Source organism: Lentzea sp. NPDC003310 (assembly GCF_040610935.1).
In the GTDB taxonomy this organism is placed as follows: domain Bacteria; phylum Actinomycetota; class Actinomycetes; order Mycobacteriales; family Pseudonocardiaceae; genus Lentzea.
Genome location: NZ_JBEXNC010000023.1, coordinates 93,844 through 109,933 on the forward strand (window position 1 = coordinate 93,844; position 16,090 = coordinate 109,933).

Below are 16,090 nucleotides of genomic sequence, written 5' to 3' on the forward strand. Positions count from 1 at the left end.
CACCGTTGGAGCAGCTGTGACCTGGACCGGCCTGCACTGCAGGGTCAACTGGAACAGAGCGGACCTGGACACGTTCATCGCCGAGACGCTCGCTCCCGCGATGGCGGGCCGGGAGTGGTACTTCCTGCGCTACTGGGAGACCGGCCCGCACCTGCGCGTCAGGATCAAGAACGCGCAGAACGCCGACAAGCTCGAGATCCAGCTGCGGGAGCTCATCGCGGCCCAGGAGTTCGACCAGCAGGAGGGCGACCCGGACTGGCTGCCGCACGGTGACGTCCGCGAGGTCGAGTACGTCCCGGAGACCGAACGGTACGGCGGCCCGCACGCGCTGCCGATCGCCGAGGAAGTCTTCTGCCACAGCACGGAAGTCGCCGTCGCCGTGCTCAAAGCCACCCACACGGACAGCGCGCGGCTCACCGCCGCCATCGACCTCACGATCGCCACGGCCAAAGCACTCGACCTGAACCTCCCGCAGGCCGCGAGCTGGTTGCGCAGCCTCGGCGCCGGCTGGCGCAACGTCCAGGAGCAGGCGCCGGCGCCCACCATCGGCTCCCAGCACGCCGCGAACCAGCTGCTCGCCAAACGCGGCCGCGACCTCGCCGCCCGCTGGCACCGCGAACCGCGCGGAGCCGTCGCCCACTGGCGCACCACCATCAACGAAGCCAAGCAACAGCTCGACGTCTGGCTCCCGTACGTGTGGGCCTCCCAGCTGCACATGCTGCTCAACCGGATGGGCATCACGCCCAACGAGGAGCGCATGATCTGCTGGACCACCGCGGCCGCCGCCCTGTCCCCCACCGGCCTCACGGACTTCCACGACGACGGCGAGACCGCGCCGGACCGCCGCTACCTGGAGGCCAGCAAGTTCCTGCCGGGGTTCGCCGACCAGCTGCCGCGCAAGGCCGACGCACCGAGGCACCACTGGCCCGCCTCCACGGCGCTTCCCTCCACAGTGGACACCGACACGCTCCGGGCGCGCAGGACGAGCCGCGACCTCACCGGTGACCTGAGCGCCGAACAGCTCGGCGACCTGCTGTGGAACGCGATGTCGCCCAAGGACGGCCGGTGGCCGTACCCGAGCGCGGGCGCCCAGTACTGCGCGCGGATCAGGCTCATCGCGCTCGGCGTCGACGGCCTCGCCCGGGGTCGTTACGAGGTCAACGAGGTCGAGCGCGCCCTGACGTGGTTCGGCGGGGCGCCGTCGATCGACGACCTCGAAGCCACCTCGATGTGGTTCGGCCCCGGCGCCACCGAGCTCGCGGGCACCCCGGCCGTCCTGGCGCTCTACATCCGGCTCGGCTCGCTGCGGCAGACCTACGGCCTGCGGGCGCTGCGGTTCGCGTTCACCGAGGCCGGGCACCTCGCCCAGAACCTCACCGTCACGGCGGCGAACCTGGGCATCCGCACCGGGCTGGTCGGCGGGTTCTACGACGACATCGCCCACGACGTCATCGGGCTCGACGGCGTGGACGACGCGCTCGTCTACTTCCTGCCGCTGGCCTCAAACCTCGACTGAGTCCAGCAGCTCCTCGACGGTCGGCGAGATCGCGGCCGCCGCCCGCGCGTCCCGGAACCGGCGCTCGATGCCGAGATCGCGGCGGAACGCCGCGTCGCCGCACACCTTCATCGCGAGGTCCGTGACCGCGACGGCGGCCTCGGTCGCGGTGACCGCCAGCAGCCGGACGCGGTCGGCCGAGCGCTCCGGGTGCCACGTCACGGCGGACAGGGTGTCGTTGTACAGCACCCTGAGCGCGTCCGTGCGCAGCCTCATCCGCGCGAGGTCGGACCTCGTGCGCGGATCACCGCCGCCGAGGTGGCCGACCGCCGCCGCCAATGAGCCTTCCATGACCCCCAGCGACACCGCGGCCCCGAGCACCACGAACCACGGGAACGCGAGCTCCTCCGACCACAGGCGGTTGGACGCCGGGACCCGCACGGGGTCGGCCTCCACGCACGTCGCGACGGTGCCCCGCAGCCCCATCCCGGCGTGGTCGGCGGGTACCAGCAGACCCGGTGCCTGCGCGGGCACGAGCCACAGCGCCGGGCCGCACGACCAGACGTAGCTGTCCGCCTCACCCGCCGCGATCACCCAGCTCTTGCGCGCCCGCACCTGCACCACGTCGCCGTGCGCCGACGACTCGCCGGTCGGCCCGAAGGCCGCCAGGGTGGACAGGTGCCGGCCCGCCGCGATCTCGGCCCGCACCCGGTGGGGGCCCGAGCGGTCGAGCACGGCGGCCGCGGAGTAGTGCGAGCGCAACACGGAAGCCGTTGCGGCGCACACCCTCGCCACCTGCTCGACCACCCGGCCGGCCGACCGGATGTCCTGCCCTCCCCCGCCGACCGTGCGGGAGATCGTCATGCCCAGCAGCCCCCGCGCACCGAGGGCGTTCAGGGCGGCGCGCGGGAACCTGGAGTGCTGGTCCACGTCCGCGGCGTTCGGTGCCACCACGGTCTGCACGATGCGGAGCAGGTCCGCCCGGTACGTCACGTCGGCGGGTAGAGCGAGTAGGACGGGAAGTTGCCGTACGGGCGTTCGTCCGGCGGTCCCTCGGTCACGGCGTGGACCAGCAACGGGCCGCCCACGAACGCGCCGCGCCACGACGCCCCGCGCCCGCCGAACACCTCGTCCCGGTCGCCGCGCGAGCGGGGCTTGTTGATCCCCACCTTGAACGCCTGGACGTCCGCGCTCAACCGGCGCGCGGTGGCATCGTCGTCACAGGCCAGCGACGCGACCAGCGCGCCGTTCGAGGCGTTCATCGCGGCCAGCAGCTCCGCCTCGGTGTCGACCAGCACGATCGTGTCGACCGGGCCGAACGGCTCCGCGTGGTGCAGCACCGACGAGCGCGGCGGGTCGAGGATCGCGACCGGCGCGAGGTACGCGGCGGTCTGCTGCCCCGGCAGGAACCGGCCGGAGTCCGGGGATCCGCGGTACAGCGGCACACCGCCGGCCCGGATCGCCTCGTCCACGACGTCGTCGAGCTCCTTGGCCTTCGCGTCGTTGATCAGCGGCCCGAAGTCCAGCTCGGGCAGTGGATCGCCGGGCGAGGCGACGGCGAGCGGGTGCCCGAACCGCACGTCCCGCACCGCGGGCAGGTAGACGCTGAGGAACTTGTCGAACAGCGACCGCTGCACCACGTACCGCGGGTAGGCCGTGCAGCGCTGCTTGCCGTAGTCGAACGCCTTGCGGATCTGCGTGCCGAGCATGTCCCAGGAGTCGGTCTCCCAGACTCCCCAGCAGTTCAGGCCCTCCTGTTCGAGGACGTGCCGGCGGTTCGAGTCGACCAGGCGCGCCGCGATGGCGCTGCCCACGTCTCGACCGCCCACAAAGGACACACAGCCCAGGAAAGACGACCCGACCAGCACCGGTGCGAGCTCCGACCCGCTGCCGGACACCAGCGTCAGCGGCAGTCCCGACCGCACGGCCAGCGCGGTCGCGAGCGTCAGGCAGCTCACGCCGCCGTCCGTCGGCGCCTTGGCGATGACGGCGTTGCCCGCCAGCGCCTGCACCAGCATCGCGTGCATCAGCACGCTCATCGGGTAGTTCCAGGAGGCGATGTTGCTGACCGGGCCGTTCAGCGGCGACCGGCCGGCCAGCATCGAGTCGATCTCCTCGACGTACCAGCGCACGCCCTCGATGCAGCGGTCGACGTCGGCTGTCGCGAGCCGCCACGGCTTGCCGATCTCCCACACCAGCAGCAACGACAGCAGGTCGCGGTGCTCGGCGAGGGCGTCCAGCGCCTCGGTCACGCGGGCCTTGCGGTGCGCCAGGGGGACGTTGCCCCACTGGATGTGCTGGTCGACGGCCGCGACGACCGCCCGTCCCGCGACCTCGAAGTCGAGGAAGGGCGGTCCCGCGGTGGTGGTGCCGTCGACCGGGCTCGTGGCGGGCATCGGCTCGCCGGACCGGCTCCACTCGCCGCCGAAGTGGTTGAGCAGCCGATCGTCGTGGAACGCTTCGGGTGCTGCCTTCACGCACTGCGCGTACACGTCGTCCCACGACGTGCCGGGCTTCAGGATCAACGACATCGGAGCGCCCCTCCCTGTCGATCAGCGGTTCTGCACGTGCTGCCAGCCGAAGCGGCCCTTGATGCAGAGGTTTCCATGCGTGACCGTGCTTTCGTGCGGTGACGTGACCTTCACGATCTCGTTGTCCTGCACGTGCAGGGTGAGGTTGCACCCGACACCGCAGAACGTGCAGATGGTCGTCGTCTGCGTCTGGGCCTCTTCGTCCCAGGTGCCGTCCTCGCGCTTGTCGTGCTCGCGCTTGAAGCTCAGCGCACCCGTCGGACAGACCTCGATGCAGTTGCCGCAGTAGACGCAAGCGCTTTCGGGCAACGGCGTGGAGAACTCCGTGGAGATCCGCGAGTCGAAGCCGCGGCCGGCCACCGAGATCGCGAACGTGTTCTGCCACTGGTCGCCGCACGCGTCGACGCACTTGTAACACAGGATGCACTTGCCGAGATCGCGGACGTACAGCGGGTTGTCCACTTTGGTCGGTTGCCGCACGGTGGCGGCGGTCCGGCCGTCCGGTTCCTCGTGCTCGCCCGGATGGCGGTCGTCCCGGTCGGTCGACGGCGGTGCCGGCGGGCCGAAGCGGGAGGGGTCGGCACCGCACGCGGACATCCACTCGTCCACGTGCGGCGTGGTGGAGAGGTCCGTGGCGGACCCGAGGAGTTCCAGCACCAGCTTGCGGCTGTGCTTCGTGCGGTCGGAGTCCGTCCGCACGACCATGCCGGGCTCGACCTTGCGCGAGCACGACGGCACGAGCGTGCGGGAACCCTCGACCTCGACCATGCAGACGCGGCAAGCGTTTGCGGGCTTGAGCGTGTCGCCGTAGCACAGCGTCGGGATGGATTTTCCCTGTGCCGTGCAGGCATCGAGGATCGTGGCGCCTTCGGGAACGCGCACGGACTCGCCGTCGAGCGTCAGCTCGACCAGGCGCTTCGGCAGGCCGATCTCGACAATCGTCATGACGTCGCCTCCGTCGCGTACCCGAGCCGGTCGAGGGCGGACTCGATGGCGTTCCAGGCGGTCTGGCCCAGCCCGCAGATGGACGAGTCGCGCATGACCTGCCCGACCTCCCGCAGCAGCCGGAGGTCCTCGGCCGACGTGCTCAGCGGGCGCTTGCCCACGAGCCGGTGCATCGCCTCCTCCTGCCGCACGGTGCCGATGCGGCACGGCACGCACTGCCCGCACGACTCGTCGCGGAAGAACGCGGCGATGCGCAGCAGGAAGCTGCCCAGGTCGGCGGTGTCGTCGAGCACCAGCACGACACCGGAGCCGAGCGTGGTGCCCGCGGCGCGCGCGTCCTCGAGGGTGAGCGGCAGGTCGAGCTCGTCCGGGCGAACGAACCCGCCTGCCGCCCCGCCGAGCAGTACCGCTCGCAGCTCCCGGCCTGGCGGCACGCCACCCGCCAGGTCGAGGAGTTCTCCGAGCGTGGTGCCGAACGGCACCTCGTACACGCCCGGACGACTGACGTTGCCCGACAGGCAGAAGAGCTTCGGGCCGGTCGAGCCCGCGGTGCCGATGCCGGTGTAGGCCTCGCACCCCTCCGTGAGGATCACCGGCACGTTGACCAGCGTCTCCACGTTGTTGACCACCGTCGGCTTGCCGAAGAGACCCGACTCCACCGGGAACGGAGGCTTCGAGCGCGGCTCGCCGCGGAAGCCCTCGATCGAGTTGAAGATCGCCGTCTCCTCGCCGCAGATGTACGCACCCGCGCCGCGCCGGATCTCGATGTCGAACGAGAACCCCTCGTGGCCCATGATGTTCTCGCCGAGGAAGTTGCGCTCACGAGCGCGGGCGATGGCGTTGCGCAGCAGGTGCAGCGCCCGCGGGTACTCGCCGCGCAGGTAGAGGTAGCCGCGCGAGCAGCCGGCCGCGAACCCGGCGATCGTCATCGACTCGATCACCGCGTACGGGTCGCCCTCCATCAGCAGGCGGTCCTTGAACGTGCCCGGTTCGCTCTCGTCCGCGTTGCACACCAGGTAGTGCGGGCGAACGGGCTGGCGGGCGGTCGCGTCCCACTTGCGTCCCGTCGGGAACGCCGCACCGCCGCGGCCCACCAGCCTGGCGTCGGTGACCTCGCGAATCACCCCGGCCGGCCCCAGGAGGAGAGCCGTCCGCAACGCCGCGTAGCCGCCCGTCGCCCGGTAGTCGTCGAGCGACTCCGGGTCGACGACGCCAACCCGTTTCACCAACCGCAGACCGGCCGCACCGGCCTGCGGCACCTCCGCGCGCTCACCGTCCACATGAGAGGGACCGGCGGCCGCCACCGCGATCACCTCGTCGGCGGTGGTGGGCGCGAGGAGCTGCTCCGCCGCCACCTCCCCCGCCTCGAACGCGAGCGCGACCGGAGCCTTCTCGCACACCCCGAGGCACGGGCTGCGCAACCACCCGCTCTTCGCCCCCGCCGGGCCCAGCTCGCCGGTCAGCCTGTCGCACAACGACTTCGCGCCGTTGACCTGGCAGGCCAGGTCGACGCAGACGTGCACGACCCTCGCCGGCCGCTCGGACAACGAGAACAGCGAGTAGAAGCTCGCCACCCCGTAGGCCTCGGCCGGCGGGATGTGCAGGACGCGGCAGATGTGGTTCAGCGCGCCCTGGCTGATCCAGCCGACCCGGTCGTTGACCGCGTGCAGGGCGGGCAGGAGCTGGTCCCGGCCCCTGCCCGCGAACAGGTCCACGACGACGCGTTCGGCCTCGGACGGTTCGACGTCGAGCAGTTTGAGATCCACTCAGCCCACCTTCACCGGAAGCTTGTCGATGCGAATGGCCGCGGCCTTGTACTCGGCCGTTCCCGCGATCGGGCAGGTCGCCTCGATCGTGAGGACGTTGACGTCGATCTCGTCCGGGAAGTGGAACGTCATGAACACCAGCCCCGGCGTGAGCCCGTCGTCGATCCGCACCGGTGCCACGACCTGCCCGCGCCGGCTCGTGATCCGCACCTCCTCACCCGCTTGCACCCCGAGTGTGAGTGCGTCCTCCGGACACAGGTCGAGCGTCTCGCCGACGCGCAACGGCGACTCGAAGCCGTGGGACTGCACGCCGGTGTTGTAGGAGTCGAGCCGCCGCCCGGTGGTGAGCCGGAACGGGAACTCGTCGGTCAGCTCGTCCACCGGCGGGCTGTGCGGCACCGGCGAGAACGTGGCGGGCATGCCGCGCTTGACCGGGTCGTCCTCCCACAGCCTGCCGTGCAGGAAGCTGGGCTCGAGGGAGTCCTCGCTCGGGCACGGCCACTGGATGCCGCCGAGCGCCTCCAGCCGCTCGTAGGTCATGCCGGTGTGGATCGGCGACAGGCTGCGCAGCTCGTCCCACACGTCCTGGCCGGTCTTGTGCTCCCAGTCCGCGCCGAGCCGCCGGGCGATCTCGCCCATGATCTCGATGTCGTCGCGCGCACCTTCCGGTGGCGTCAGGGCTTTGCGCACCCGCTGCACGCGACGCTCGCTGTTGGTGAACGTGCCGTCGGTCTCGCACCAGGCCGCGGCGGCGGGCAGCACGACGTGCGCGAGCTGCGCGGTCTTGGTGAGGAAGATGTCCTGCACCACGACGTGGTCCAGGTTGGACAGTCGCTTGACCGTGTGCTCGCAGTCGGCCTCGGACTGCACCGGGTTCTCGCCGATGATGTACACGGTGGTCATGTCACCGCGTTCCATCGCCTCGAGCATCTGGGTGAGGTTCCAGCCCTTGGCTGCCTTGAAGTTCGAGCCCCACGCGTCGTTGAACTTCTTGGCGACGGACGGGTCGGTGATGTCCTGGAAGCCGGGCAGCCGGTCGGGGATGGCGCCCATGTCGCCGCCGCCCTGCACGTTGTTCTGCCCGCGCAACGGGTTCAGGCCCGCGCCGTACCGCCCGACCTGGCCGGTGAGCAGCGCCAGGTTGATGAGGCTCAGCACGTTGTTCGTGCCGTTGTGGTGCTCGGTGATGCCGAGCGTCCAGCTGAGCTGACCGCGGTCCGCCTTGGCGTAGGCGTGCGCGAGCTCGCGGATCAGCTCGGCCGGCACACCCGTCTCCAGCTCGGCGACCGGCAACGTCCACGGCTCGACGGCCTTCACGAACTCCTGGAAGCCCTCGGTGGCCCGCTCGACGAACGACATGTTGGTGAGGTTCGAGGCGATGATCTCCCGCGCGATCGCGTGCGCCAGCGGGATGTCCGTGCCGACCTTGAGCCGCAACCACTTGTGCGCCCACTTGCCGGTGCTGGTGAGCCGCGGGTCGACGACGTAGAGCTTCGCGCCCTTGTTGACGGCCTTCAGCACGTGCTGGAAGAAGATCGGGTGCGCCTCCCGCGCGTTCGACCCCCACAGGACGATCAGGTCGGCGTCCTCGATCTCCTGGTAGGAGGAGGTGCCGCCGCCGCTGCCGAACACCTTCGCGAGGCCCGCGACGCTCGGCGCGTGACAGGTGCGGTTGCAGCTGTCGACGTTGTTCGTCCCGATCACGGCCCTGGTGAACTTCTGGGCCATGTAGTTCATCTCGTTGGTGGCCCGCGCACAGGAGAACATGCCGAACGCGTCCGGACCCCCGCTGGCGACGTTCCTGCGGAAGCCCTCTGCGGCCTTGTCCAGCGCCTCGTCCCAGCTCGCCGGTCGCAGCACTCCCGCGTCGCGCACCAGGGGCTGCGTCAGCCGCACGTAGGGCTCGGTCTTCTTCCGCCTGCTCATCGTCTGCACCTCCTTCCTACATACTGTATGCAATCTTCTGTCTGCGCTAGCCCCTGTCGTGGTTCGGTTGTGCGGAGAGGAGCGGATCGGCGAGCGCGCCGGGTCGCGCGGACAGGGGTGATCGGCGGATCACCCCTTGTCCCAGCATCCGCGCGCGAACGCCGCCACGTCCAAGTGGCGGCGTCTATCGCGTGATAGGGCGCGTCTATGACGACGCGGTCGGTCAGGCGCCGGAGGTCACGCCTCGGCGAACGTGTGCGCGAAGGCCGGCGGTGCGGCCTCTGCGGATTCCCCTCGCCCAGGACGACGAGACCCGGTCAGGGGCCGGCGACACGCCCCGGAGAACCCGTGCACGACGACCGCCGGCACAGCAGTCGGCCCGGCCCCCGCGCCCACCACGACCCGACCGGTCAGGCGCCCGAGGTCACGCCTTGGCGAACGTCTGCGCGAAGATCGGCAGCACGGACGTCAGCTGGGCCTGCGCGGACTCCTTGCTCTGCCCGGACGCGGTCACAACGGAGATGAGTGTGCCTCGCCCGATCAGCGCGGAGCACGACCACGGGACGAATCCCGCGTCGGGGTTCGTCTCGCAGTGCGCGAAGAAGTCGTCCACGCCCTGCGGCTTGGCGACCGACGTCGCCTCCTCGGCGCCGCGGCTCTTGGCGCAGCGGCTCAGCCTGGTCCGCACGGCCCCCACCAGAGCGGCCGCCGTGCGGTCCGACATGGCGTGGACGCGTTGGAACAGGCTCACGCCGCCCGTCCAGACCCGGCTCCTCGCCACCGAGGTGCCGTCGACGAGCATCTCCTCCGTCCCGCAGAGCAGGGCGACGATCTCGCGGTCCGCGCCGATCTCGCCGTCGGTCGTCGGCGCGCTCCCCTTGACCTGGCCACCGAGCGCGGCGAAGGCGTCCGCCGGGGCGATCGCGGCCTTGGCGCGCTCGTTCAGCTCGGCCGGGGTCGGCGGCGCCGTCGTCGTGGTGGTGGTCGTGGCCGACGGCGGCGCGGCGTCGGGTGTGCCGGTGCAGCCCGCGGTCAGGACGACCACGGTCAGGACGGCAGCACAGATCCTCGTGTTCACGTGATTCCCCCAGAGTCACACCCGAGATCGGGCTCCGGTCCACAGTGAACCAGACGACTCACAGGTCACGGCGGTCGAGGTGCTTGTGCAGCAGGCGGTCGAGCTCCCCGCGCACGTCCAGTCCGCGGGTCAGCCCGAGCACCGCCCGCGCGAGGATCGACACCTGCTCCCCCGCGACGAGCCCGATCCGGGGCACCCGCTGGGGATCCTCGATTCGCACGACCCGCATCCCCTCCGGCGTGCCGAACATCTGCAGCCACGCGTGCGCGATGACGCTCGACCACTTCCGGGTCGCCACGTGCGCCCACAGCGTCGCCACCGTGTCCGCCTCGATCACCGGCACCGGTTGCACGCCGGCGTCGGCGAAGACCGAGTCGAGGATCCGGCGGTTGCGCATCTTGGAGGTCAGCAGGCACAACGGCAGCGCGGCCACGTCCGCCCACCGCGCCACCGGGCGGTCGGCGATCTCCTCGTCGGCGGGCGTCAGCAGGACGTAGCGCTCCTCGTACAGCGGCACGGCGCGCACCGAACTGTCCACATAGGTCATCGCCAGGTCGAGCTCGTACTCCTCCAGCCCGCGGGTGATCTCGGCGGAGGACAACGACTCCAGCGTCACCCGCACGTGCGGGTAGCGCTCGCAGAACGGTCCCGTCAGCAGCGGCGCCACCGGGAGCGCTGTCGGGATCGCCCCGATCCGGAGCACCCCCGACAGCGACTCCCTCATGCGGGACAGGTCCTGGCGCAGCGCGTCGCGATCGGCGAGCATGCGGTGCGCCCACAGCAGGACCCGTTCCCCCTCCGGCGTCAGCGACTCGAACCGGCGGCCGCGGGACACGATCGGCACCCCGAGCTCGCGTTCGAGCTTGCTGATCGCCGCCGACAGCGACGGCTGGGACACGTGGCACGCCTGCGCGGCGCGCGCGAAGTGGCGTTCACGGGCCAGGGCGACCAGGTACTCCAGCTGTCGCAGCAGCAACTCAGGACACCAGCGACGTGCGGGAGAGCAGGTCGATCGCCGCGTAGACGTGCCGCAGCGTCGGCGCCGGCACCCTGGTCAGCTCGGCGATCTCCACCACGGCGGCGATGATCGCGTCGATCTCCAGCCGCTTGCCCGCCTCCAGGTCCTGCAGCATCGACGTCTTGTGGTGCCCGACGCGGCGGGCGCCGTCGATGCGCTTGTCGATCGAGATCTGCGGATCGCAGCCCGCGGCCCTGGCGATGGTCAGGGTCTCCGCCATCATCTGGGCCACGAGGTCGCGGCTGTCGTGGTGGTCGCAGATCTCCACCATGGTCGCGCGGGTCAGCGCGCTCAACGGGTTGAACGCGACGTTGCCCATCAGCTTGATCCAGATGTCCTCGCGGACGTCCTTCTCCACCGGGCACTTCAGCCCGCCCGCGACCATCGCCTCGCTCAGCGCCACGCACCGCGGCGAGATCGACCGGTCCGGCTCGCCGATCGAGAACCGGGTGCCTTCGAGGTGCCGGATCACCCCCGGCGACTCGATCTCGGTCGAGCAGTAGACGACGCAGCCGATCGCCCGTTCCATGGGCAGCACGGCGGTCACCGCACCGCCCGGGTCCACGGCCTCGATCCGCTGCCCTTCGAGGGGATGGCCGGTCATGCCGTGGAAGTACCACCACGGGATCCCGTTCTGCGCCGCGATCACGGCGGTGTCCGGGCCCATCAGCGGTGCCAGCAGATCGCCTGACGACGCGTACGAGTACGCCTTCAGACCGAGGAAAACGTAGTCGACCTCGCCCACCTCGGCAGGATCGGAGGTCGCGTGTGGACGCGCGGTGAAGTCACCGCGCGGGCTCAGCACCCGCACGCCGTGCTCGCGCATCGCGGCGAGATGAGCCCCACGGGCGATCAGGTGGACTTCCACGCCCGCACGATGCAATGCCGCACCGACGTAGGCACCGATCGCTCCGGCTCCGAGAACAGCGATCTTCATAGCACGCCCCGCTCTGCCGCTCTCCAAGGAGAGATTGCATACAGTATACGGACAACACGACTGTTCCACTAGAAGTGCTTTTTGCATACGAAAAGCTGTATTCTGTCCGGCATGACCTCTTTGCCCAGTGGCCGCCGGGCGCCCCGCGGCTCTCTCAGCGCCGCGGCGACCCGCCGGGTCGAACGCCCCGCACCGCTGCGACAGGCCGTCTACGACGCCCTGCTCGAGCTGATCGTGAACCGCACCCTCGCCCCGGGCCAGCACCTCGTCGAGGCCGAGCTGGCCGAGTACCTGGGCGTGAGCAGGCAGCCGGTGCGCGAGGCGTTGCAGCGCCTGCAGACCGACGGCTGGGTCGACCTTCGGCCCGCCCAGGGCGCCTTCGTGCACACCCCGACCGAGGAGGAGGCCGACCAGCTGCTCGCCGTGCGCAGCGTGCTGGAGACCTACTCGGCCAAGCTCGCCGCCGAGCACGCCACCCCGGCCGACGTGAAGCTTCTCAGGAAGCTGCAGAAGGCCGGCGAGGAGGCCCTGGTCACGGCCGACGTCGAGCGCCTGGTCAAGGCGAACGCCGACCTGCACGCGGCCGTCGCGGCGATCGGCCGCAACAAGGTCCTGTCCGAGATGATCGGCCTGGTCGACCGCCGGGTGCGCTGGTACTACACCCCGATCGCCCGCCCCCGCAGCCGCGACTCGTGGAACGAGCACGCCGAGCTGGTGGCGGCCATCGCCGACGGCGACGCGGAGCGGGCCGGCGAGGTCATGCACAACCACGCGGAGCAGACCCGCCAGACCTACCACGACCGCAAGACGCCCGAGAGTTCTACCGAGAGCGACTGACCCTTCACCGTCAGATCACCCAATTCGGTCATTTGGTACCGTACGGGTGATCCGCGACACGATGGCGGCGGATTGCATACAAAACGCAGTATGCTGAATCGGGTCAGGGACGGGGTCGACGGAGACCCGCGAGAGGATCCCCGGCGAGTGCCCGGGAAGTGGGTACCCACCGGACATGACCCCGGCCGCAGCCCTGACGTTCCCGCAGCGCAGTGCCTGGTGAGCTGCTGCGCGCCCTGGGAACCACCACCGACAGGAGGAAGACCATGTCCCGCTTGAAGAACTTCGCGCGTTCCCTCACCGAGCCCCGCGGCGGCGCTTCCGCCGACGGCCGCGCGCTGGGCCTCGGCCTGTCCACCGCGCTGTCGGAACAGCGCAAGGACGCCGAGGCCCAGGCGGCCGTGGCCAAGACGCTCCGCAAGGACGCCGAAGGCCACACGATTCACGGCTGAGAGTCCTTGACCGGAGCGTCCTGCTCGCTCCGGCGGGCACTCTCGGCGTCCTCGACGGCGGACAGCGCTGCCCGGCGCGAGGTGTGCAGGCTCCACACCGTCGTGATGGCGAGCGTCACGACGATGACGCCGAGCGACACGGAGATCGGGATCTCCGGGGCCCACGAGACACCGTGGTGGTGCATCGCCTCGAAGATGAGCTTGCACCCGATGAACGCGAGCACCACCGCGAGGCCCTTGCTGAGGTGCACCAGGCGGTCCAGGAGACCACCCACCAGGAAGAAGAGCTGGCGCAGGCCCATCAACGCGAACGCGTTGGCGGTCAGCACCAGGTACGGCTCCTTGGTGAGCCCGAAGATCGCCGGGATCGAGTCGACCGCGAACAGCAGGTCCGTGGTGCCGACCGCGACCATGACGACGAGCATCGGCGTCACGACGCGCTTGCCGTCGACACGCGTCGTCAACGAGGCACCGTGGTAGACGTTCGTCGCCGGCAGGAACCTCTTCACCGCGCGCAGGGCGGCGTTCTCCGGGACGTCGGCCTCCTCGGTCTCGTCCTGCTTCAGCAGCTTCCACGCCGTGAAGATCAGGAACGCGCCGAAGAAGTAGAACAGCCAGTCGAACCGCGCGATGGCCTGCGCTCCCGCGGCGATGAACACCGCGCGCAGCAACAGGGCCAGGATGATGCCGACGATGAGCACCTTCTGCCGGTACTCCCGCGGCACCGCGAACCGGGCCATGATGATCACGAACACGAACAGGTTGTCGACGCTCAGCGAGTACTCGGTGATCCAGCCGGCGAAGAACTCACCGCCGTGGCCGGGCCCGGCGAACACCGTGACGCCGAGTCCGAACAGGACGGCCAGGCCGACGTAGAAGAGCACCCAGTACAGCGACTCGCGGAACGACGGCTCGTGGGGTTTGCGGACGACCAGGTAGAAGTCGAACGCGATGATGGCGGCGATGCCGCCCATCGTCGCGACCCACACCCAGACGGGAAGATCCAACATCCTTGGCTCCTTCGGCGGAAGGGAAGGTCAGCGGGCAGCGGTGGCACGCGCACGAAGACGCACCGCGATGCGTTCGTGCAGCCACAGGAAACCGATGGCCCAGCCGAGGCTCACGATCCCTTGGTAGGCGAGGAAACCCGCCAGGTCCGGAGGCGTCCGGAGCCGGCCGGTGAGCACCAGGCCCACGGTGACCTCGTGGATCAGCCTGGCCAGCGGGAAGGCCGCCAGCCAGTAGAGGGCGACGGGGGCGAACCGCCCGGACGGGAGCCGGCCCGCTGCCACCAGCAGGCTGAACACCCCTCCGAACGCGCCCAGCGGCAGGCCGAGCGCCACCGTCGTGACGAAGGCCCACCCGAGCGGCTGGCCGACGAGCGCGGCCAGCCCTCCCGCGACGAGCCCGGCGGCCAGGCCGACGAACGCGCCGGGGACCGCCTCCTTCGGAAACCCTTCGCGGATCCGCATGTCAGCCCACCACCACGCCGAACTTGAAGAGGCTGAAGAACAGCATGCCCAGGTAGAACACCGCGCCGAAGCCGATGATGACGTTCGTGACCAGCTTGGGGCGGATGGGTTTGGGCAGCATCCGGTTGTTCACCAGCAGGAGCACCACGCAGTAGGCGCCCATGGCGAACGTCGACAGGAACGCGAGCACGTCGAGGATCGCGCCCGGCCCGTCGGCGGGTCCGAACAGCAGGATGAGGATGCCGAACGTGATGACACCCCAGAGGAACCCCGCGTAGAGGTGGGACATGCGGAACTTCTTCGCGCCGGGCACGAAGTGGTACGTCATGTCCGCCTGACCGCGGGAGAACGAGTCGAACAGGCCCAGCGTGGCGTTGAGGCCGATCAGCGCGATGAAGCCGAGGAACACCCCGCCGAGGACCGGTCCGCCGGCCGAGGCGAACGCGTCCGACATCGCGTTCAGGGCCGCTTCCCGTTCACCGGACTCGATGAGCGCCTTGACGTCCGGGCTGGTCCGGCTGGCCGACTGCGCGAGGACCGTGAAAGAAACCGTGACGAGCATGGTGATGCCCCAGAAGAGGAGCAGCGCGTCGAACGTGACCCAGCGCCGCCAGCCCTTCCACTTCGCGAGCTCCGCCTTGTCGTCGGTGTCGAACATGAAGCCCCGGCTGGGCATCTTCTCCTCGTCGCCCGCGTGCCGCAGACCGCGGACCTTGGGGATGTGCGCGCCCATGCCGGCGCCGCTGTCGCGCAGGTGCAGCGTGTACCACATCTGCTGCATGCCGGACGGGCCGGCGAACGCGATCGAGCCGACGATGATCGGGAACCACTCCGGCGACATGGCCTGCGCCGGGAAGTACCCGAACTGGAACATGCCGGTCACGGTGCTGGTCAGGTCTCCCCAGGTGCCGACCATCGCCGCCACCACGGCGGTGCTGACGACGAGCAGTCCGATGAGGATGGACAGCAGGTTCTCGAGCAGGTTGTAGATGACCTTGGCCAGGCTGAACAGCACCCCGACCAGGATCAGGCCCACGCAGGCCGACACCGTCCAGGGTATGCCGGTGATCTTCTCGAGGGCCGCCGCTCCGGCCGACAGGTGACCCGGCCAGATGTAGACGAGCACCGCCACGACGAAGAAGAACCACATGATCGGTTTGAACACGCGCGCCGCGCCGAAGAAGATGCTCTCCCCCGTCGCCATCGCGTACCGCGCCATCTCGAGCATGACGACGGCCTGCAGCGTCACGCCGATGAGGAAGAGCCACCTGATGTCCGGTCCGAAGACCAGCACCAGGCGTGGCCACATGTAGGACTCGCCCATGCCCACGCCGAGGGCCACCAGGAACACCGTGGGACCGAGCAGGTGGATCGACGGTGGTGCGTCGGGGAGTTTCCTGATGGGCATCGCTTCCAGCCTGCCCGCGGGCCAGACGCGCTCGTCCTTCTCAGGTGGCGAACTGGTTTCCGTGCGAGCGACCAGATTTGGATCATCCACGGTTAACAACCTCCAGAGGACCGGCTGTCTTCGTTGACCTCCCTGGCGGGTTCGCGACCGTGGGCGTGTTCACGGTCGCGGACGGGCCATCTCTCCTTGCACGCCGCGAAAAGGTCGTTGGCCTCGCCGAGGCCA

14 protein-coding genes are annotated in these 16,090 nt (G+C 70.0%); 3 read left to right on the forward strand and 11 right to left on the reverse strand.

The genetic code is table 11. The features are described 5' to 3' along the window. The first annotated feature begins 16 nt into the window (after positions 1–16). Positions 17–1,516 (forward strand): thiopeptide-type bacteriocin biosynthesis protein, encoded by a 1,500-nt coding sequence (locus ABZX02_RS37765; RefSeq protein WP_355305863.1) that lies wholly within the window; start codon positions 17–19, stop codon positions 1,514–1,516. Here ABZX02_RS37765 and ABZX02_RS37770 read toward each other — a convergent pair. The 8 genes from ABZX02_RS37770 to ABZX02_RS37805 all read right to left on the reverse strand — a co-directional run bounded on the left by ABZX02_RS37770 (position 1,502) and on the right by ABZX02_RS37805 (position 11,696). Beyond that, a complete protein-coding gene (locus ABZX02_RS37770; RefSeq protein WP_355305865.1) occupies positions 1,502–2,488 on the reverse strand; it encodes an acyl-CoA dehydrogenase family protein in 987 nt (328 codons plus the stop codon). The two genes, ABZX02_RS37765 and ABZX02_RS37770, sit on opposite strands and share 15 nt — an antisense overlap. Beyond that, positions 2,485–4,026, reverse strand: a complete 1,542-nt coding sequence (locus ABZX02_RS37775; protein ID WP_355305867.1) for an aldehyde dehydrogenase family protein — start codon at positions 4,024–4,026, stop codon at positions 2,485–2,487. The genes ABZX02_RS37770 and ABZX02_RS37775 overlap by 4 nt, the downstream gene beginning before the upstream one ends. A gap of 21 nt (positions 4,027–4,047) precedes the next feature. After that, positions 4,048–4,971 (reverse strand): 2Fe-2S iron-sulfur cluster-binding protein, encoded by a 924-nt coding sequence (locus tag ABZX02_RS37780; RefSeq protein ID WP_355305868.1) that lies wholly within the window; start codon positions 4,969–4,971, stop codon positions 4,048–4,050. Then, entirely contained in the window at positions 4,968–6,737 is a 1,770-nt protein-coding gene (locus tag ABZX02_RS37785; protein ID WP_355305870.1) for an NAD(P)H-dependent oxidoreductase subunit E, read from the reverse strand. The genes ABZX02_RS37780 and ABZX02_RS37785 overlap by 4 nt, the downstream gene beginning before the upstream one ends. Continuing rightward, positions 6,738–8,663 carry a molybdopterin-dependent oxidoreductase gene (locus ABZX02_RS37790; RefSeq protein WP_355305872.1) on the reverse strand — a complete coding sequence of 642 codons (1,926 nt, stop codon included), beginning with the start codon at positions 8,661–8,663 and terminating at the stop codon, positions 6,738–6,740. A 424-nt stretch (positions 8,664–9,087) separates the two neighbouring features. Beyond that, the gene (locus ABZX02_RS37795) at positions 9,088–9,741 is read right to left on the reverse strand and encodes a hypothetical protein (RefSeq protein WP_355305873.1); all 654 of its coding nucleotides are present in this window, start codon (positions 9,739–9,741) and stop codon (positions 9,088–9,090) included. Positions 9,742–9,799: 58 nt separating this feature from the next. After that, positions 9,800–10,717 carry a LysR substrate-binding domain-containing protein gene (locus ABZX02_RS37800; RefSeq protein ID WP_355305875.1) on the reverse strand — a complete coding sequence of 306 codons (918 nt, stop codon included), beginning with the start codon at positions 10,715–10,717 and terminating at the stop codon, positions 9,800–9,802. Between the two features lies 1 nt (position 10,718). Further along, the gene (locus ABZX02_RS37805) at positions 10,719–11,696 is read right to left on the reverse strand and encodes a 2-dehydropantoate 2-reductase (RefSeq protein WP_355305877.1); all 978 of its coding nucleotides are present in this window, start codon (positions 11,694–11,696) and stop codon (positions 10,719–10,721) included. 111 nt (positions 11,697–11,807) lie between these two features. Between ABZX02_RS37805 and ABZX02_RS37810 the strand changes: the two genes are divergently transcribed. Continuing rightward, positions 11,808–12,533: a GntR family transcriptional regulator gene (locus tag ABZX02_RS37810; protein ID WP_355305879.1), complete on the forward strand. Its 726-nt coding sequence runs from the start codon at positions 11,808–11,810 to the stop codon at positions 12,531–12,533. Between the two features lie 266 nt (positions 12,534–12,799). Beyond that, positions 12,800–12,985: a hypothetical protein gene (locus ABZX02_RS37815; RefSeq protein ID WP_355305881.1), complete on the forward strand. Its 186-nt coding sequence runs from the start codon at positions 12,800–12,802 to the stop codon at positions 12,983–12,985. Here the strand turns inward: ABZX02_RS37815 and ABZX02_RS37820 are convergent. From ABZX02_RS37820 to ABZX02_RS37830, 3 genes are read right to left on the reverse strand one after another with little or no spacing between them, the layout of a single operon-like run. Further along, positions 12,976–13,995 carry a TerC family protein gene (locus ABZX02_RS37820; RefSeq protein ID WP_355305882.1) on the reverse strand — a complete coding sequence of 340 codons (1,020 nt, stop codon included), beginning with the start codon at positions 13,993–13,995 and terminating at the stop codon, positions 12,976–12,978. The two genes, ABZX02_RS37815 and ABZX02_RS37820, sit on opposite strands and share 10 nt — an antisense overlap. Positions 13,996–14,022: 27 nt before the next feature. Further along, a complete protein-coding gene (locus ABZX02_RS37825; protein WP_355305884.1) occupies positions 14,023–14,457 on the reverse strand; it encodes a hypothetical protein in 435 nt (144 codons plus the stop codon). Position 14,458: 1 nt separating this feature from the next. Beyond that, positions 14,459–15,865, reverse strand: coding sequence for an Nramp family divalent metal transporter (locus ABZX02_RS37830; protein WP_355305885.1), 1,407 nt, complete (start codon positions 15,863–15,865; stop codon positions 14,459–14,461). Positions 15,866–16,090: the final 225 nt, after the last annotated feature.